Here is an 18,416-nt window from a genome sequence, read left to right as displayed (position 1 = left end):
CCCTCTGTTTTCTCCTGGCGGGCAGGTCAATATGCGTAATTTTATTACGATTATTTCGCACTTGCAGAAATCTTCTGTCCGCTCACGCCACTCGTTTCATTCGGTAATTTGAGTGCTGTAAATCCAATTTACAGAATAGGATCTCTGGCTGGTAATTTATTAACCAAAAAACTATTGCTCCATCATGGGTTAGGCCACTATTTTCTGCATCAGGAGGGTTGCGCTGGTTTTCTTGACAGGTTTGTCGAAGATGAGCGCGAAATACATCATTACGGAGGAGGCATGTCGTTGAACGACGTTACCAAGCAAACTTTTGCACCCAATTCTGATTTCGCAGCAAACGCACATGTGGATGCGGCCAAATACGAAGAGATGTATGCCGCGTCGATCAATGATCCGGAGGCGTTCTGGGGAGAGCACGGCAAGCGCATCGATTGGATCAAACCGTTTTCGATTGTAAAAAACACCAGCTATGCGCCCGGAAACGTTTCGATCAAATGGTTCGAAGATGGCACACTGAACGTGTCCGCCAATTGTGTCGACCGCCATCTGGAAACCCGGGGCGATCAGACCGCGATCATCTTTGAACCGGATGAGCCGACCGACGAAGCGCAGCACATCACCTATCGCGACCTGCACGGGCATGTCAGCCGCATGGCCAACATCCTGAAGGATCTGGGCGTGGGCAAAGGCGACCGCGTTATTCTGTATCTCCCGATGATCCCGGAAGCGGCCTATGCGATGCTGGCCTGTGCCCGCATTGGCGCCATCCACTCGATCGTTTTTGCCGGGTTCTCGCCCGACGCTCTGGCCGCCCGGATTGATGGGTGTGATGCCAAGCTGGTGATCACCGCCGATTTCGCACCGCGGGGCGGCCGCAAGACCGCGCTGAAATCCAATGCCGATCTGGCGCTGGACCATGCAGAGACCAAGGCCCAGGTTCTGATGGTGCGCCGCACCGGTGACGATGTGAACTGGGTGGATGGTCGCGACCATGATTATAACGAACTGGTGAAAACCGCCTCCGCCGATTGCCCGCCGGAGGAGATGAACGCCGAAGATCCGCTGTTCATCCTCTACACTTCGGGGTCGACCGGCCAGCCGAAGGGCGTTGTGCATTGCTCGGGTGGCTATCTGGTCTGGGCGTCGATGACCCAGGAAATCACCTTTGATTACCACGATGGCGACATTTACTGGTGTACCGCGGATGTGGGCTGGGTGACCGGCCACAGCTATATCGTTTACGGCCCGCTGGCCAATGGTGCGACCACGGTGATGTTCGAAGGCACGCCGACCTATCCGGACGCGAGCCGCTTTTGGCAGGTCTGTGAAAAGCACAAGGTGAACCAGTTCTACACCGCCCCCACCGCGCTGCGCGCGCTGATGGGGCAGGGCAACGAGTTTGTTGAAAAGTGCGACCTGAGCGACCTGAAAGTTCTGGGCACCGTGGGTGAGCCGATCAACCCGGAAGCCTGGACCTGGTATCACGAGGTGGTCGGCAAGGGGAACTGCCCGATCGTCGACACCTGGTGGCAGACCGAAACCGGCGGCCACATGATGACCCCGCTGCCCGGCGCACATGCTGCGAAACCGGGCGCTGCGATGAAGCCGTTCTTCGGCGTGCAGCCGGTGGTTCTGGAACCCACCTCGGGCGAGGAAATTCATGAGTTTCCGACCGAAGGTGTGCTGTGCATGAAAGACAGCTGGCCGGGCCAGATGCGCACCGTCTGGGGCGATCATGAGCGGTTTGAGAAGACCTATTTCTCGGACTACAAGAACTACTATTTCGCGGGTGATGGCTGTCGTCGCGACGAAGATGGCGATTACTGGATCACCGGCCGCGTGGATGACGTGATCAACGTGTCGGGCCACCGCATGGGCACCGCCGAGGTGGAAAGCGCCCTGGTCGCGCACGAAGCCGTGGCCGAGGCCGCCGTGGTGGGTTACCCGCACGACATCAAGGGGCAGGGCATCTATTGCTATGTCACGCTGATGAACGGGGTGGAGCCGACCGAAGAGCTGCGCAAGGAGCTGCGTAACTGGGTGCGCACCGAAATTGGCCCGATCGCCAGCCCCGACCTGATCCAATGGGCGCCGGGTCTGCCGAAAACGCGTTCGGGTAAAATCATGCGCCGCATCCTGCGCAAGATCGCCGAAAATGACTACGGCGCGCTGGGCGACACCTCGACCCTTGCCGATCCGTCGGTGGTGGACGAGCTGATCGACAACCGCATGAACAAGGCGTGAGAACATGGACGGTATGAAAACCCAATCGACCGCCCCGGTTCTGATCCTGCTTGGCCCTCCCGGGGCCGGCAAGGGCACGCAGGCCCGGATGCTGGAAGAGAAATTCGGCCTGGTGCAACTGTCCACCGGCGATCTGTTGCGCGCGGCTGTGGCGGCGGGCACCGATGCAGGTAAGGCCGCGAAGGCGGTGATGGAGGCCGGGGAACTGGTCTCGGATGAGATCGTCATCAACATCCTGCGTGACCGTCTTGCGGATGAGGATTGCGCGAAGGGTGTGATCCTCGATGGCTTCCCGCGCACCACCGTACAGGCCGAGGCGCTGGACGCGCTTTTGGCGGAATCCGGTCAGAAGATCGACGCCGCCATCAGCCTTGAGGTGGATGACAGCGAAATGGTCACCCGGATCAGCGGTCGTTTTACTTGCGGTGGTTGTGGTGAAGGGTATCATGACACGTATAAGCAGACTGCCGTTGATGGCGTTTGCGACAAATGCGGCGGCACGGATATGAAACGCCGGGCCGACGATAATGCCGAAACCGTGGTGAGCCGCCTTGAGGCCTATCACGCACAAACGGCACCGCTGGTTGCGTTTTACGACGCGGCCAACTGCCTGCAAAAAGTCGATGCCATGGGAGCAATCGACGACATCGCAGGCACCCTGAGCAGCATTGTCGATACGGCAACACGCTAAGGGGAAGGATGGGCGGCACCAGGAGGGGGTCGCCCGAGGAAACGGAGAAGAGGGAGGAGGCTTCATGTCCGACAACTCATCCAACAACGACTATTGGAAAGCCAATATTCGCATCATTCAGATCAGCCTCGTAATTTGGGCGCTGGTCTCTTTTGGATTCGGCATTCTGCTGCGTCCGATGCTGAGCGGCATTGCCGTCGGCGGAACCGATCTGGGCTTCTGGTTTGCCCAGCAGGGTTCGATCCTTGTGTTCCTGGCGCTGATCTTTTTCTACGCCTGGCGCATGAACAAACTCGACGCCGAACACGGCGTGGATGAATAAGAGGGACTGAGGAACACATGGATCAGTTTGTACTCAACTGGATTTTTATCGGCGCGAGCTTTGCGCTGTACATCGGTATCGCCGTATGGGCCCGCGCGGGCTCGACGTCTGAATTCTATGCTGCGGGCCAGGGGGTTCACCCCGTCGTCAACGGCATGGCAACTGGCGCTGACTGGATGTCGGCGGCTTCGTTCATCTCGATGGCGGGCCTGATCGCCTTCACCGGCTATGACAACTCGTCCTTCCTGATGGGTTGGACCGGCGGTTATGTGCTGCTTGCCCTGATGCTGGCGCCTTACCTGCGCAAGTTCGGCAAGTTCACCGTGTCGGAGTTTATCGGCGATCGCTTCTATTCGCCCACCGCACGTCTGGTGGCCGTGATCTGTCTGATCGTGGCATCGACCACCTACGTGATCGGCCAGATGACCGGCGTTGGCGTGGCCTTTGGCCGCTTCCTGGAAGTGGACAACACCACCGGCCTTCTGATTGGTGCCGCTGTTGTGTTTGCCTATGCCGTGTTTGGCGGCATGAAGGGTGTGACTTACACCCAGGTGGCGCAATACTGCGTTCTGATCATCGCCTACACCATCCCGGCGATCTTCATCTCGCTGCAGCTGACCGGCAATCCGATCCCGGCCCTGGGCCTGTTTGGTGATCACGCTGCCTCGGGTGAACCGCTTCTGATGAAGCTGGACCAGATCGTGACCGAGCTGGGCTTTAAGGAGTATACCGCCCACCACGCTGACACGCTGAACATGGTTCTGTTCACCCTGTCGCTGATGATCGGGACCGCCGGCCTGCCGCACGTGATCATGCGCTTCTTCACCGTTCCCACCGTATCGTCGGCCCGTTGGTCGGCTGGTTGGACCCTGGTGTTCATCGCCCTGCTGTACCTGACTGCTCCGGCTGTTGGGGCCATGGCGCGCCTGAACATCTCGGACATGATGTGGCCGAACGGCACGACGTCGGAACCGGTCTCGGTTGAGATGATGGAAACGGACGAGCGTTATGCCTGGATGGCAACCTGGCAGAAGACCGGTCTTCTGAACTGGGAAGACAAGAACGGCGACGGCAAAATTGCCTACTTCAACGACAAGAACCCCGAGAAGGTTGCTGCAATGGAAGCCGCCGGTCTGGGCAGCGAAAATGAACTGGTCAAGTTCAACCGCGACATCCTGGTTCTGGCCAACCCGGAAATCGCCAACCTGCCGGGTTGGGTGATTGCCCTGGTGGCGGCCGGTGGTCTGGCGGCGGCTCTGTCGACTGCTGCGGGCCTTCTGCTCGCAATCTCGTCGGCCGTGTCGCATGACCTGATCAAAGGTGCGATCAGCCCGGGTATCTCGGAAAAAGGCGAGCTGATGTCGGCGCGTATTGCCATGGCTGTGGCCATCGCAGTTGCGACCTACCTCGGTCTGAACCCTCCAGGCTTCGCGGCGCAAACCGTGGCTCTGGCCTTCGGTCTGGCCGCTGCGTCGATCTTCCCGGCTCTGATGATGGGGATCTTCACCAAGGTGAACAACAAAGGCGCCGTGGCTGGCATGCTGGCCGGTCTGGTTGTGACCCTGATCTACATCTTCCTGCACAAAGGCTGGTTCTTCATCCCGGGCACCAACTCGTTCTCGGATGCTGACCCGCTTCTGGGTACCATCAAGTCGACCTCGTTTGGTGCTGTTGGTGCGATGATCAACTTCATCGTGGCCTTCCTGGTGTCGAAATCGTCGGATGCCATTCCGGCCGAGATCAACGAACTGGTGGAAAACGTCCGCATCCCGAAAGGGGCAGGCGCTGCCGCTGCAGACCACTAAAAACAGCGAAGGCCGCCTTTCGGGGCGGCCTTCTTTCCCTTCGACCGACAGGATTTGACGTTGCCCAAGGCTGGGAACGGCAAGATCGGCAAGGGTCTCGGTCAACTGGGCGTTTCGGACTGGATTTGGGTGCCAAATTTATCCCCAAACGCGTTGGAAAGGGTGTAAACCTTGTCCAGCAACAAGAATTTCAAAGGCTTCGCTATGCCGCTTTCCCCCGATCAGATCGAACGTTTCCTGAAATCCGTCCACCCATATGACAGCTTGCCAGCCGACAGGGTGCGTGCCGTCGTGCCCAATATGGTGGCGCGATCCGTGCCCAAGGGCCAGGTGATCTATGAAGTGGGCGATGTGTTGGACGGGCTTTACATCATCCATGAAGGTGACGTGGAGGTGCGCGATGAAAACGGCGTTCTGATTTCCCACCTGCACCTGCGCAACTCTTTTGGCGAACGCGGCCTGATGCGCGACGGCAAGGCCGCGACCCGCGCGGTGGCCGAAAGCGACACCACGCTTTTGATGCTGCCCAAGGATGTGTTCACGCACCTCATGCAAAGTGACGACACCGTGCGCCGGTTTTTTGACCGCAGCCGGGGCCCGAAAACGGAAACCAACAATCTGTCCACCGTGACCGTTGACAATTTGATGGCTCCCAACCCGGTGACCTGCGCACCGGATGTGACCATCCAGAACGCCGCGAAGATGATGGGAGAGCGCAAGATCTCGTCGCTTTGTGTGACGCAGGATGATCACCTGACCGGGATCGTGACAACCAGCGATCTGGCCCGAAAAGTGGTGGCCCAGGCGCGCGACATTTCCGGCCCCGTGTCCGAGATCATGGTCCCGAACCCGATCACCCTGTCGCCCTCGGCCATTGGGTCGGATGTGCTGCACCTGATGATGGAAAAACGCATCGGGCATATTCCGATTGTCGAGGCGGGTAGGCTTGTGGGCATTGTCTCGCAGACCGACCTGACCCGGTTTCAAACGGTCAGCTCTGCCGAATTGGTGCGTGAAATTGCCGTGGCCGGATCGGCGGACGAGATGAAGCACATCACCGCGCGCATTCCCAACCTCTTGGCGCAACTGGTTGGATCGGGCCTGGCGCATCAGATCGTCACCCGGCTGATCACCGATGTGGCCGACACGGTCACCCGGCGCCTTTTGACGCTTGCCGAAGACACGCTCGGCCCGCCGCCCGTGCCCTATCTGTGGCTGGCCTGCGGCAGCCAGGGACGGCAGGAACAGACCGGCGTCAGCGACCAAGACAACTGCCTGATCCTGCATGACGACGTGACGGATGCCGACCGCGATGGCTATTTCGCCGAGCTTGCCAAGTTTGTCTGCGACGGGCTGGACACCTGCGGATATGTCTATTGCCCGGGCGACATGATGGCGACCAACCCGCGCTGGTGCCAGCCGGTCGCGGTGTGGAAAGACTATTTCACCGGCTGGATCAACAAACCCGACCCAGAGGCGCAGATGCTCGCCTCGGTGATGTTTGACCTGCGCCCTATCGGCGGTGACGACACCTTGTTCGACGGGCTGCAGACCGAGACGCTGAATATGGCCGAGAAGAACTCGATCTTCGTCGCGCATATGGTGTCGAACAGCCTGAAACACACGCCGCCCCTGGGCCTGTTGCGCGGGTTCGCAACGATCCGGTCGGGCGAACACAAAAACCAGCTCGATATGAAACATAACGGCGTGGTGCCGGTGGTGGATCTGGGGCGGATCTACGCCCTGCAAGGCAAGCTGACCGAGGTGAACACCCGCGCGCGCCTTGAGGCTGCGCAGGCCGCTGGTGTGCTGAGCAGTTCGGGCGGCAGTGACCTGCTGGATGCCTATGATCTGATCGCCGACACCCGCCTGGCGCATCAGGCCGCGCAAATCCGCCAGGGCCAGGCACCGGACAATTTTCTTACCCCGTCCGACCTGTCGGATTTTGAACGCAGCCACCTGCGCGACGCGTTTGTGGTGGTGAAATCCCTGCAAAGCGCCATCGGGCACGGGCGCGGGATGTTGGGGTAAGGCAGGCGTCAGGGGAGGAGAGATATGTTTTATGAAACGGTGGCCACATTGGTGGCAGGCTTTGCCGGGGCCGGACTGGTGCTGGTCGTGAACAAATCCCTGCGCGGGCGTTTGCCGAAATGGGCCACGCCGGTGGGCGCGGGTTTGGCGATGCTGATCGCAACGATCGCAAATGAATACAGCTGGTATGACCGCACGGTCGGTGGCCTGCCCGAAGGGCTGGACGTGATCGCGCAGGAAGAAAACCGCGCGGCCTTCCGCCCCTGGACCTATGCCGCCCCCTTCGTGGATCGCTTTGTTGCGGTGGACACGCTGTCGCTGCGCACCCACCCCGCGCAGGCGGATCTGCGCATGGTTGATACGCTCTTTCTGGGGCGCTGGGCCGCGCCGCAAAAGCTCACCGTATTGCTGGATTGCAAGGGCGGCCGGCGCGCACAGCTGACGCCTGCGGTTACGGTTGCCGCGGATGGCACCGTCACCGGGGCCGATTGGGTCGAGGCCGCGGGCGATGATCCGCTGCTGGCGCATAGCTGTCAGACGGAGGCGGCCTCATGACCCCCTTGTCCCGCCTCTCGCTTCGGCTCCGCAATTTCCTGTTCTTTGCCTTCCTCGCGGTGGCCTCGATCGTCGTGATCGGCGCGGCGCTTTACCTGGGCTACCAACGCGTCGATGAGGCCGGCGTCGAGGCCGGGTTCACCCTGTCGGCGGTGATCGCCATCTTTGGCCAATTGGCGCTGGTGGCGGGGATCTGGTTCCTGTTTGACGAAAACATCGCCCGCCCGATCGAACGCCTTGCGGTCAACCTGCGTGCCAAGGTCCACGCGAAATCGGGCCAGATCGACGAACATGAAGGCCGCTATCTGGGCGATATCGTGCAGGCGACCGCGTCGGTGGCGCAACAGCTGTCCAGCTCGACCCTGGACCAGGCCAGCGCAATTGCGCATGAAACCTCGCGACTGAATGCCGACAAGGCGCGGCTGACGGCGCTTTTGTCCGAAATCCCGGTGGCGATGGTGCTGGTCAGCCCGTCCCACCAGATTGTGCTTTACGACAGTCAGGCGGCGGGGATCCTGTCGCAGGTGTCGCCCCCCCGCCTGAACGCGTCGATCTTTGAATATTTCCAGGAAGCCCCCTTCATGGACGCCCACCGCAAGATGGTCGAAACGGGCAAAGAGCAAAGCTTTTCGGACCGCTCGGCCCATTCCAAGTTCCAGTTCGAAGCGCGGATCAAACCGCTGGACAGCGGCGATGGCTATATGCTGATCATCGACGACACGCAGGCCAATTTCGCCCCCGACGCCGCCCGCCCGGTGGTGTTCGATTTCGACCTGATGGAAGCGCAGGCCGCAGGCGAAGACATGTGGCAGGCCAACCTGAACGACCTGACCTTTGTGGTGTTCGACACCGAAACCACCGGGTTGCAGCCTCACAAGGACGAGATCGTGCAGATCGGCGCGGTGCGTGTGGTGAAGTCAAAGATTGTCCCCGGCGAACAGATCGACATGCTGGTCAATCCGGGGATGCAGATCCCGCCCGCCTCGACCAAAGTGCACGGGGTGACCGACGCGATGGTGGCCGGGGCCGCCCGGATTTCCGAAGCCAGCCGGGTGTTGCACGGGTTTTCCTCTGGCGCGGTTCTGGTCGCCCATAACGCGCCCTTCGACATGGCGTTTTTGCACAACCACGAAAAAGACGCGGGCGTCACGTGGGATCATCCGATTCTTGACACGGTGTTGCTGTCGGCGGTGCTGTTTGGCCGGACCGAGGTGCACACGCTCGATGCGCTCTGTGACCGGCTGGATGTGGTGATCCCGCCCGAACTGCGCCACACCGCGCTGGGTGATGCCCATGCCACGGCCGAGGTCTTGTGCAAGATGCTGGCGATGTTGCAATCACGCGGCGTGACGACGCTGGCGGATGCGGTGGCCGAGGCGAAACGCCATTCGCGGTTGTTGAAGGATCTGAACTGAGGTCAGACCAAAGGGGGCCCGACTTCAGACAACAAAAAAGGCGCCGCTCTGAGAGAGGGGCGCCTTTGTTTATTTGGTCGGGCTGAGAGGATTCGAACCTCCGACCCCCTGCTCCCGAAGCAGGTGCGCTACCAGGCTGCGCTACAGCCCGACCGTGGCGAGCGGGATAGCCTCAATAGGCCTGATCTGCAAGCCCCAAAATGCACCAAGGGGCCGGATTCTTTGCCGTCCCACTCCAAAAACGAAAACGGCCCGCATGGGGGCGGGCCGCTCTGAAATTCTGAAGATGTGGGCTTACAGGCTGGCGTTCAGCGCGGCGATCACGGCGTCGCCCATCTCGCTGGTCGACACCGGTTTGACACCATCTTCGTTCAAGAGATCACCGGTGCGCACCCCGTCAGCCAGAACCTTCTCAACCGCTGCTTCCAGACGGTCGGCTTCTGCGCCCATGTCAAAGCTGTAGCGCAGCGCCATGGCAAAGCTGAGGATACAGGCGCAGGGGTTGGCTTTGCCTTCACCGGCAATGTCCGGGGCCGACCCGTGCACGGGTTCATACATGGCTTTCGGGCGGCCATTTTCCATCGGCGCGCCAAGGCTGGCGGAGGGCAACATGCCCAGCGACCCGGTCAGCATCGCGGCACAATCGGACAGGATGTCGCCAAACAGGTTGTCGGTATAGATCACGTCAAACTGCTTGGGCGCGCGCACCAGCTGCATCGCGCCATTGTCGGCATACATGTGGCTGAGCTCGACCTCGGGGTAATCCTTCGACACCTCGGTCACCACGTCGCGCCACAGGATGCCCGATTCCATCACATTGGCTTTTTCCATCGAGCAAAGCTTTTTGTTGCGCTTCATCGCCAGCTCAAAGGCCGCCCGCGCGCCGCGTTCGATCTCGGCCTCGGTGTAACGCTGGGTGTTTACACCCACACGCTGGCCGTCCACTTCGGAAATGCCGCGCGGTTCACCGAAATATACGCCCGAGGTCAGCTCGCGCACGATCATGATATCAAGACCCGAAACGATGTCGCGCTTCAGCGACGAGAAATCGGCCAGCGCGTCAAAGCACTGTGCGGGGCGCAGGTTGGCAAAGAGGTCCATTTCCTTGCGCAGACGCAGAAGACCGCGCTCAGGCTTTACCGAAAAATCCAGATCGTCGTATTTCGGCCCGCCCACGGCCCCCAGCAAAACCGCGTCCACCTCTTGCGCTTTGGCCATGGTTTCGTCGGCCAGCGGCACACCGTGCTTGTCATAGGCGGCCCCGCCCACCAGGTCCTCGGACACGTCAAAGGTCACGCCGCGCTTGTCGCCGATCCAGTCGATGACCTTGCGCACTTCGGCCATGACTTCCTGGCCAATACCATCGCCGGGCAGGATGAGGAGAGAGGGGTTCGACATGTCGCGTATCCTTGCATGAATTGCATCTGTTCAGTTGCGCTCTGGCCTAGCGGTTTGGGCGCAAAGCGTCAAGAAATGCAGGGGAAATAGCGCAGATTTTGCGCCTAAAAATCCAGATCCACCCAGACCAGATGATGGCGCGAGGCCGCGGCGGTGGTTTCGGCGAGCGGATCGTCTTTGGTGGGCCAGATCACCCCCGCATCCAAGACCGTCGCCCCGGCCCAGGGCAGGATGTAGCTCGCGCGCAATTTGCCCACGTCGATCGCGCTCCAATCCGCGGTGTCCGTGCCCTCGGATCCGGTTGGGGCGGGGTCGATCAGGCGTGGATCAGACAAAAGCGCGTGGATCGCATCCTGCCGCCCTTCGCCATCAATCGGGTCAATATTGGCCTGCCCGATCACCACATAGGGCGCGTCGGGGGGCTGAAAGGGCAGGGTGCCGTCCAGCAGGTGCAGCCAGAACCGGGCTTCATCTGCGCCCCGTTTGCCATTGCGATCTTCCGCGCCATCAAACGCCGGGGTGGACCCGTGCCAAGTCAGCAGGTGGAGCTGCCGCCCGTCTGGCAACCCGACCGGCACATCCCAATGGGCGACACTGGACAGGCGCTGAATGGCTTGTGCTTCGGGGGACGGAAAGGGGGTGCCATCCGGGTGCAAGGGCAGATCCGCGCCGGGCAGAGCCCGCCACAAAAAGCCCGAGAAATCGCGCACCTCCCCCAAAGGCAGGCGCGACAGAATAGCCATGCCATCTTCGCCGGTAAACGCGCCATATCCCTGACTGTCACGCGGTTCGCCAAGCCGCCCGTTGCCGTCCAGATCCAGACCCGTGGCCACCCCGCTGTTGGGGCGCGCGGCAAAGCGATGTGGCAGGTCGTGGCCCGCCTTGGCCAAGGCGGATTGGAACGCCGTCAGCGCGTGGTTTTCGAGGTCATGATCAAACCCTTGCAGCACCAGCACATCCGGTGCGGCCTGGGTGATCACTTGTAAGACCGCTGCGATTTGCGGATCTTTGCCCTTCAGAAGATCACGCAGCAATATGCCCGGCCCCTTTCGGGATAGCTCTACGTTAAACGTGGCAAAGCGCAGTTTTTCTGCCAGCGCCGGGCCGGGACACAGAAGCAAGGCAGACAGGATCAGCCCAATCAGGCGGGCTGAAGCGCGTCGTCCTTGCCATCTTTGGTGTTTTTCTTGCGTTCCGTGCTGATCATTGCCGCAACCCGCCCCATGGCGATGCCGCGCATGAACAGGCTTGCTGGCAAAAAGGCCCATGCGGTGATTGTCCAGATCATGGTTTGGTTGTTGGTGACCGAGACCGAGCCAAACAGCGACGAGGCGGCCTGAATCACGGCGGGGGTCAAAAAGGGCAGCAGAAAGCCAAAGGCGATGTTAAAGCGCGCGTCCCGTTCCAGCCGGGCCACCACATCGCCGCCGGCGGTCGGATCAAATGTCGGCAGGTTGACCCACACGTTAAACGCCCCGCGAGAGGGCCAGCGGCCAGCCCCCAACGCAATGACGAAGATGGCCAGCGAAATCAACGAGATCAGATAGGTCATGCCAGCGGCGGTGCGCAATGTGGCAATTTCTGCCGCGCTGGCGTCATCAGGCAGCATCAGCACAATCAGGCGAACCGGCGAATACGGGAAGTCAATTGCATGGCCGATCAGCGTGCCCACCAGGGTCACGAACTCGGTCGATGTCGTTGGGGTGGTGGTCCCGCGCGCCATGATCGACAGGGTAAGCACCATCGTGAACAGGCTGAGAAAACGAATGCGGTTAAAGGGGGGCGCGTCGCGAAATTCAACAAGGCCGGGATAGGCCGAGGCGTATTCGAAAAGGGTCAGCGCACCGGCGCATAGCGCCACCAGCGCCACGATCTGCGCCGTGTCTGCATCGGTGCCGGGCACCATCATGGATGGCAGTGCAATCACCACCACCATCAAAATCGCGCGCAACAGCGCTCCTGTCAGTCTTGAAACCACGTTTCAACCCTCAACCTTGGACGGGAGCGATACGATGCCGCGCCCTTGTTCCGTTGTTGATCCCCGCCATTTTAGCGGTTGCCTCATTTAAGCTACGATGCCTTCATAACCGGGAATCTGCAAGCAATGGGTTAATTTCTCATTATAATTTTGGAAATTTTAAGGCAAAACTGGTGCGACATTGCATCATCGCGAAAAAAGGCGTGCCGCAAGTGAAAGGGGCGACCCGCGAACGGACCGCCCCATTTTGCTCTGGTTTTCTCTGGGAACCCGCGCCGTTTGGCTGAGGTTACGCCTTGCTCAAACCCACGGACGCGCGGCGGACGCCTGCGCTTCAAACGCGTCAATCGACGCCTTCTTTTCCAGGGTCAGGCCAATGTCATCCAGCCCTTCCAGCAGGCAGTGTTTCTTGAACGGGTCCACGTCGAACTTGACCACTTCGCCATCGGACGTGGTGATTTCCTGCGCTTCCAGATCCACGGTCATCCGGGCGTTTTCGCCCTTTTCCGCATCCGCCATCAACAGGTCCACCTGCTCTTGCGGCAGAACAATCGGCAGGATGCCGTTCTTGAAGCAATTGTTGAAGAAGATGTCGGCAAAGCTGGTCGAGACCACACATTTGATGCCGAAATCCGCAATCGCCCAGGGCGCGTGTTCGCGCGACGAGCCACAGCCGAAATTGTCACCGGCAATCAGGATTTCCGCGTTGCGGTATTGCGGTTTGTTCAGCACAAAATCCTCGATTTCCGAGCCATCGCGGTTGTAGCGCATCTCGTCAAACAGGTTCTTGCCAAAGCCCGTGCGTTGGATCGACTTCAGGAACACCTTGGGGATGATCATGTCGGTGTCGATATTCACCAGCGGCATGGGGGCCGCGATACCTTGGAGTTTTTCAAACTTTTCCATAATCTCGGCTCCTTAGATCAAGTCACGCACATCGGTCAGACGACCGGTGAGGGCGGCGGCGGCGGCCATGGCGGGGGACACAAGGTGCGTGCGCCCTTTGTAACCCTGACGGCCTTCGAAGTTGCGGTTCGAGGTGGAGGCACAACGCTCGTTCTCGGACAGCTGATCGGGGTTCATGGCAAGGCACATCGAACAGCCCGCCAGACGCCATTCAAACCCGGCCTCTTCAAAGATCTCGGCCAGACCTTCTTCCTCGGCTTGCGCGCGCACAAGACCCGATCCCGGCACGATCATCGCGCGCAGACCGTCTTTGATCTTTTTGCCTTTCACAATCTCGGCCACGGCGCGCATGTCTTCGATGCGGCCATTGGTGCAGGATCCGATGAACACGGTGTCGATCTCGATGTCGGTCAGCTTCTGACCCGGCTCCAGACCCATATATTCGATTGAACGGGCTGCGGCCTCAACCTTGCCGCCTTCGAAATCGGACGGGTTCGGCACAACGCCGGAAATCGGCAGAACGTCCTCGGGCGAGGTGCCCCAGGTCACAACTGGTTCAATCTCCTCGCCTTTCAGCGTGACAACCTTGTCGAAATGCGCGCCTTCATCTGTGAAGAGCGTTTGCCAATAGGCGACAGCTTCCTCCCACTGGGCACCTTTCGGGGCGTGGGCGCGGCCTTTGCAATATTCGAAGGTGGTCTCGTCCGGGGCGATCAGACCGGCGCGCGCGCCGCCTTCGATGGCCATGTTGCAGACGGTCATGCGGCCTTCCATCGACAGGTCGCGGATCGCTTCACCGCAATATTCGATGACATAGCCGGTGCCGCCACCGGTGCCGGTTTCCCCGATTACGGCAAGGGTGATGTCCTTGGCGGTCACACCCGGTTTCAGCTTGCCGGTGATTTCCACCTTCATGTTCTTGGATTTCTTCTGGATCAGCGTCTGCGTGGCCAGAACATGTTCTACTTCCGAGGTGCCGATGCCGTGGGCCAGCGCGCCAAAGGCACCGTGGGTCGCGGTGTGGCTGTCGCCGCAGACCACGGTCATGCCGGGCAGGGTCCAGCCCTGTTCCGGGCCAACAATGTGCACAATGCCCTGACGCACGTCGGTCACCGGGTAGTAATGCACGCCAAATTCGCGGGCGTTGGTGTCAAGGGCGGCCACCTGAATGCGGCTTTCCTCGGTCATCTGCGCCGGGTCTTCGCGGCCCGCGGTGGTGGGCACGTTGTGGTCCGGCACGGCGATGGTCTTGTCCGGCGCGTGCACCTTGCGGCCCGCCATGCGCAGGCCTTCAAACGCCTGCGGGCTGGTCACTTCGTGCACCAGGTGGCGGTCGATATACAGAAGGCAGGTGCCATCGTCCGCTTCATGGGCCACATGTGCGTCCCAGATTTTATCATAGAGTGTCTTCGGGGCGGTCATCTTCGCTCTCCGTGGATGGTCATGTTGTGAAGGGTGACAGGGATCATACGCCCGATCAAAGGCGATGCATCAGCGCCCGCATCTGGGCGCGGCAGCTTATAGTCGGGCGAGCACGGCCTTCATGGCGCCGTGAAAGCGCCACGGCAAAAAGGCGTGGTCATCCATGTCAAAAATCCGAGTCATGCAGGGGAGATACTCTTTTGTGCCCTCTCAGGCAAGGCTTGTGGCCAGAAATGACGCGATAGGACGTGTGAATTCAGGCTGGGTCCCCGTCCACAGGTCGAATAATGGCAAAAGCGCCGCCCGGTCAGTTGAAGTGGTATGTGAAGCGCGCGGCGAAGATATCGCTTTGCCCTTCCAGATAAAACTCTTCTTCCGAGATCACATTGCCGATTGGCAGGTCCAGCGATGTGCGTTGTTCCGGGAAGCGCACGTGGCGATAGCTCAGACCCAGAGAAATCTGATCGGTGATGCGGTAGTCCACGCCAAGGCCGGCGACGATCCCCGGCGTCCAGCCCCCCAGATCCGAGGCACAATCCTGACCCGCGCACAATCCGGGCTGGCTGTTGGACACCTTTACCTCGGCCCCGGCGATGCCCAGTTCGACATACGGCAGCAGCGGTCCCATATCGCGACCAATACGCCCGGTCAGTGTGGCGATATTGTCAAGTTCGCTCACCCAGGTGCCGTTGAACCCCACCGGGCCACCGGTATAGCTGACGGCGGACGACGTGTTGTTCCACCCCAGTTCCCACCCCAGCACGATGCCATTGTCCAGCCGATACAGCCGCCCCAGATGCGCACCGAAATCAAGATCATCTTCATCGGCTTGAAGCGGCGGTGTACCGTCCCAGTCCAACAGACCGGTGCCAAGCGCGGTCCAGACCAATTCCTGACTGCGATGCCCCAGAGCGCCGCCCAGATAAAGCCCGTTCCAATTGGGCGAAGATTGCGTCCCCCCAACAGTTTCTGCCTGCCCCTGCGCCAGGGACAGCAGCAGAGCTGTTGCGCCAAGAAGGGTGGGATAAACACGCATCACATCAACCGAAGTTTTGTCAACCTACACCTCACCATAGCTGGCCGTTAACGGGTTCACAACGGGCACCGACCTGAATATTCGCGCCTGTTGCGAAAGGGGGTGGCGTAAGCTGGACCATAAGGGGAAACCGTGCAAAACTGGTTAAATGGAGCAGGAAGAAATCAAGCCGCCACAACGGAATACCCCCGATACCCCCCCGGCCGATCAGACCCCGGATCCGGCTGTCGACGGGGTTGGTTCCACGCCAACGGAAGAGGTGCTGGAACTGGCGCGCCAAGGCGGAGATTTCCTGCTTAGCCTGACCCAGACCTGGCGCCTCTATCAGGTGGGAATCATCATTGCCCTGGCCGTCCTGTCCTGGGGCCTGGGGCGGATGGTTGACCCCAAGGTGGAAGAGTGGCTGCGCGCCCGTGATGGCTGGTCGAAACGCCGGTTGCGCTTTGCCCTGCAACTGCGCCGCCGCGTTCCGATGATCATCTTCGTGATCCTCACATGGATTGCGGTCACCGTGATGCAAGAGGTCACCTGGCCGTCCCGGTCCTATCTGATCGGGTTGGTCTGCACCATTGCCCTGGCCTGGGTGGCAGTGGGGATCGCCTCTTTTGTGGTGGAAAACCGCGCGCTCAGGCGCCTGATCAAATGGGGCCTCTGGATCTATGTGACCCTCTTTTACCTTGGTGCCGTCGATGCGGTGTCGGGGGTGCTCGACAATCTTGCCCTTTCGGTGGGCGACATGCGCCTGTCCCTTCTGGATGTGATCCGCGCGGTGGTGATCACCGGCGTGTTGTTTGCCGTTGCCAGGATGTTTTCGCGCACCTCGGCAGAGCAGATCCAGAAGAACGAAGACATCTCGCCCTCGATGCAGGTGCTGGTGGTCAAATTCCTTCAGATGCTGCTTTACGGCGCGGCCTTCTTCATTGGGTTAAAGGCGGTGGGCGTGGATCTGACCGGCCTTGCGGTGCTGTCCGGGGCCATCGGTGTGGGGCTTGGCTTTGGCTTGCAAAAGGTGGTCTCGAACCTGGTGTCCGGTGTGATCATCCTTCTGGACAAATCGATCAAACCGGGGGACGTGATTTCGCTGGGCGAAACCTTTGGCTGGATCCAGCAGCTGGGGGCGCGGTACGTGTCCGTGGTCACCCGCGATGGGCGCGAATATCTGATCCCGAACGAAGACCTGATCACCGGGCAGGTGGTCAACTGGTCCCACACCAACGCCTTTGTGCGGCTCGATATCTTTTTTGGCACCGCTTACGACAACGATCCCCATCAAGTGCGCAAAATCGCCATTCAGGCGGCCACCAGCGTGGATCGGGTGCTGAGCTTCCGCCCGCCCGTTTGCCACATTGTTGGGTTCGGGGATTCCTCTGTCGATTACATCCTGCGGTTCTGGATCGACGATCCCACCGGCGGGCTGACCAATATCCGCGGCAATGTCTATCTGGCGCTCTGGGACGCGTTTCAGGAAAACGACATCGACATCCCGTTCCCACAACGCGAGGTGCGGGTGCTGGGCGACGCCAATCGCCAGGCGGATCTGGTCATGGACGGATCTGGCGCGGCGGACGACGCGAAGCAGCCGAAGGGCTAGCCTTCCGTTCGCGCGGGTCCGGCGGTAAAACAGGCTCTGTCGTCGCGGCCTTGCGGATCACCCGTTGTCCCCCGGCCACCGGCTCCAACCGATCAAACGGATCCTCCTGCATCTTTTCCGGAGGATCCACCGGCGCCTCCAGATCCGGCAAATATAGCCCCGCGGTCCAGCGGTCCGGCAGGCGGTCAATCAGCGTGTTCAACATGGAAATGCCGCGCACTGTCTGCCCACGCAATTGATCCGCTTTCTTGGGGTCGCGTTTCCTTAGCGCCTCGAACCTGCGCAGGATATAATTGTCCACCGCCTCTGGTCCGACCGAGAAGTACACCACCGCCGCCGCCAATATGGCGAAAAGGGCCAGGATGATCATCAGGACGGGGCGCAGAACAAACGCGACAATCAACAGAGCCACACCCGCCACACGAGGAGTCTGCGGATGGCGCAACACCTGGACGGAAAATGTGCCAAGCAGCGACAGAACGCGTGTGAACCGGGCCGTTTTTGATGTCAGGGTCGCGCCGGGGGGACGGGGGGCACCGTCCGACCGTGGGCCGGCGGCCTCTGGTGATGAAGGCTCGTCCTCGGGGGCCGCTTTTGCCTCGGTGATCATCGTGTCGATCGCCGCCTTGATCTCTTTCGTGTCAGGCTCAGGCGGGGGGGCAAGGGGGGCGTCGGGCTGGCGCGCAGTGTGTGTTTCCATCGGCGCATCATCAACTTTTGGCGCGATATCAATCTCTTGCGCCTCCATCAGTGCCCGAATGGCCAGGATATCCGGGTCCGCCTCTGATAGCGCCCGGTCCTCTGCCCCCTGCGGCTTGCCGTCTTTTGCCATGTGTCCCTCGCACAAAACATCCTCATCAACACGCAACCCTATCGTCCTTTTGCGGCATCATTATGGCGTGGCCCTTTTGCATCCCATGAACTTGATGTAAACAGGCCTGTCATTGAGATCGTAACCAACTGGTGGTACGATTCGTTATGCCCAGCGTCGGGGCGGATCGGCGTGCTTTGATAGGAGG

The 18,416-nt window shown here is 60.4% G+C and carries 15 protein-coding genes and 1 tRNA gene; 8 read left to right on the top strand and 8 right to left on the bottom strand.

Annotation, left to right across the window (positions count from 1 at the left end):
• Nucleotides 1-282 precede the first annotated feature (282 nt).
• The 7 genes from acs to ACP15V_RS05480 all read left to right on the top strand — a co-directional run bounded on the left by acs (nt 283) and on the right by ACP15V_RS05480 (nt 9,066).
• Nucleotides 283-2,247, top strand: coding sequence for an acetate--CoA ligase (gene acs / locus ACP15V_RS05510; RefSeq protein ID WP_424942656.1), 1,965 nt, complete (start codon nt 283-285; stop codon nt 2,245-2,247).
• Nucleotides 2,248-2,251: 4 nt separating this feature from the next.
• Nucleotides 2,252-2,938: an adenylate kinase gene (locus tag ACP15V_RS05505; protein ID WP_424942655.1), complete on the top strand. Its 687-nt coding sequence runs from the start codon at nt 2,252-2,254 to the stop codon at nt 2,936-2,938.
• 64 nt (nt 2,939-3,002) lie between these two features.
• On the top strand, nt 3,003-3,260 hold the full coding sequence (locus ACP15V_RS05500) for a DUF4212 domain-containing protein (RefSeq protein ID WP_424942654.1): 258 nt from the start codon (nt 3,003-3,005) through the stop codon (nt 3,258-3,260).
• 17 nt (nt 3,261-3,277) lie between these two features.
• Nucleotides 3,278-5,065, top strand: coding sequence for a sodium:solute symporter family protein (locus ACP15V_RS05495; RefSeq protein WP_424942653.1), 1,788 nt, complete (start codon nt 3,278-3,280; stop codon nt 5,063-5,065).
• A gap of 204 nt (nt 5,066-5,269) precedes the next feature.
• Nucleotides 5,270-7,096, top strand: coding sequence for a DUF294 nucleotidyltransferase-like domain-containing protein (locus ACP15V_RS05490; protein ID WP_424942652.1), 1,827 nt, complete (start codon nt 5,270-5,272; stop codon nt 7,094-7,096).
• Between the two features lie 24 nt (nt 7,097-7,120).
• The gene (locus tag ACP15V_RS05485) at nt 7,121-7,651 is read left to right on the top strand and encodes a hypothetical protein (protein ID WP_424942651.1); all 531 of its coding nucleotides are present in this window, start codon (nt 7,121-7,123) and stop codon (nt 7,649-7,651) included.
• A complete protein-coding gene (locus ACP15V_RS05480) occupies nt 7,648-9,066 on the top strand; it encodes an exonuclease domain-containing protein (RefSeq protein ID WP_424942650.1) in 1,419 nt (472 codons plus the stop codon). Before ACP15V_RS05485 ends, ACP15V_RS05480 begins: the two co-directional genes overlap by 4 nt.
• 74 nt (nt 9,067-9,140) lie before the next feature.
• Here the strand turns inward: ACP15V_RS05480 and ACP15V_RS05475 are convergent.
• The 7 genes from ACP15V_RS05475 to ACP15V_RS05445 form a co-directional block, all read right to left on the bottom strand.
• Nucleotides 9,141-9,217 (bottom strand) — tRNA-Pro (locus tag ACP15V_RS05475).
• Nucleotides 9,218-9,360: 143 nt separating this feature from the next.
• A complete protein-coding gene (gene leuB, locus ACP15V_RS05470) occupies nt 9,361-10,464 on the bottom strand; it encodes a 3-isopropylmalate dehydrogenase (RefSeq protein ID WP_424942649.1) in 1,104 nt (367 codons plus the stop codon).
• 104 nt (nt 10,465-10,568) lie between these two features.
• Nucleotides 10,569-11,585 (bottom strand): endonuclease/exonuclease/phosphatase family protein, encoded by a 1,017-nt coding sequence (locus ACP15V_RS05465; RefSeq protein ID WP_424942648.1) that lies wholly within the window; start codon nt 11,583-11,585, stop codon nt 10,569-10,571.
• A gap of 20 nt (nt 11,586-11,605) precedes the next feature.
• On the bottom strand, nt 11,606-12,442 hold the full coding sequence (locus ACP15V_RS05460; protein ID WP_424942647.1) for a hypothetical protein: 837 nt from the start codon (nt 12,440-12,442) through the stop codon (nt 11,606-11,608).
• A 300-nt stretch (nt 12,443-12,742) separates the two neighbouring features.
• Nucleotides 12,743-13,348 (bottom strand): 3-isopropylmalate dehydratase small subunit, encoded by a 606-nt coding sequence (gene leuD / locus ACP15V_RS05455; RefSeq protein ID WP_424942646.1) that lies wholly within the window; start codon nt 13,346-13,348, stop codon nt 12,743-12,745.
• 12 nt (nt 13,349-13,360) lie between these two features.
• Nucleotides 13,361-14,770: a 3-isopropylmalate dehydratase large subunit gene (gene leuC / locus ACP15V_RS05450; protein WP_424942645.1), complete on the bottom strand. Its 1,410-nt coding sequence runs from the start codon at nt 14,768-14,770 to the stop codon at nt 13,361-13,363.
• Nucleotides 14,771-15,077: 307 nt separating this feature from the next.
• Nucleotides 15,078-15,806: an outer membrane protein gene (locus tag ACP15V_RS05445; protein ID WP_424942644.1), complete on the bottom strand. Its 729-nt coding sequence runs from the start codon at nt 15,804-15,806 to the stop codon at nt 15,078-15,080.
• Between the two features lie 148 nt (nt 15,807-15,954).
• Here ACP15V_RS05445 and ACP15V_RS05440 point away from each other — a divergent pair, with 148 nt between their 5' ends.
• Nucleotides 15,955-17,397 carry a mechanosensitive ion channel family protein gene (locus ACP15V_RS05440; protein WP_424942643.1) on the top strand — a complete coding sequence of 481 codons (1,443 nt, stop codon included), beginning with the start codon at nt 15,955-15,957 and terminating at the stop codon, nt 17,395-17,397.
• Here ACP15V_RS05440 and ACP15V_RS05435 read toward each other — a convergent pair.
• Complete coding sequence (locus ACP15V_RS05435) at nt 17,348-18,229, bottom strand: hypothetical protein (protein ID WP_424942642.1); 882 nt, start codon at nt 18,227-18,229, stop codon at nt 17,348-17,350. The genes ACP15V_RS05440 and ACP15V_RS05435 overlap by 50 nt on opposite strands.
• Nucleotides 18,230-18,416: the final 187 nt, after the last annotated feature.

The organism is Aliiroseovarius crassostreae, from assembly GCF_049803815.1.
Lineage (GTDB): Bacteria > Pseudomonadota > Alphaproteobacteria > Rhodobacterales > Rhodobacteraceae > Aliiroseovarius > Aliiroseovarius crassostreae_A.
Note: the sequence above shows the minus strand (reverse complement) of the source record. Positions and strands in the feature narration are given on the sequence as shown.

Bases quoted from the DNA above. Each gene is read 5' to 3' on its own strand.
- ACP15V_RS05485 (WP_424942651.1), top strand. From the start codon at position 7,121: ATGTTTTATGAAACGGTGGCCACATTGGTGGCAGGCTTTGCCGGGGCC.
- ACP15V_RS05445 (WP_424942644.1), bottom strand. From the start codon at position 15,806: ATGCGTGTTTATCCCACCCTTCTTGGCGCAACAGCTCTGCTGCTGTCC.
- ACP15V_RS05490 (WP_424942652.1), top strand. From the start codon at position 5,270: ATGCCGCTTTCCCCCGATCAGATCGAACGTTTCCTGAAATCCGTCCAC.
- ACP15V_RS05480 (WP_424942650.1), top strand. From the start codon at position 7,648: ATGACCCCCTTGTCCCGCCTCTCGCTTCGGCTCCGCAATTTCCTGTTC.
- leuC (WP_424942645.1), bottom strand. From the start codon at position 14,770: ATGACCGCCCCGAAGACACTCTATGATAAAATCTGGGACGCACATGTG.
- ACP15V_RS05500 (WP_424942654.1), top strand. From the start codon at position 3,003: ATGTCCGACAACTCATCCAACAACGACTATTGGAAAGCCAATATTCGC.
- ACP15V_RS05440 (WP_424942643.1), top strand. From the start codon at position 15,955: ATGGAGCAGGAAGAAATCAAGCCGCCACAACGGAATACCCCCGATACC.
- leuD (WP_424942646.1), bottom strand. From the start codon at position 13,348: ATGGAAAAGTTTGAAAAACTCCAAGGTATCGCGGCCCCCATGCCGCTG.
- acs (WP_424942656.1), top strand. From the start codon at position 283: ATGTCGTTGAACGACGTTACCAAGCAAACTTTTGCACCCAATTCTGAT.
- leuB (WP_424942649.1), bottom strand. From the start codon at position 10,464: ATGTCGAACCCCTCTCTCCTCATCCTGCCCGGCGATGGTATTGGCCAG.
- ACP15V_RS05495 (WP_424942653.1), top strand. From the start codon at position 3,278: ATGGATCAGTTTGTACTCAACTGGATTTTTATCGGCGCGAGCTTTGCG.
- ACP15V_RS05505 (WP_424942655.1), top strand. From the start codon at position 2,252: ATGGACGGTATGAAAACCCAATCGACCGCCCCGGTTCTGATCCTGCTT.
- ACP15V_RS05435 (WP_424942642.1), bottom strand. From the start codon at position 18,229: ATGGCAAAAGACGGCAAGCCGCAGGGGGCAGAGGACCGGGCGCTATCA.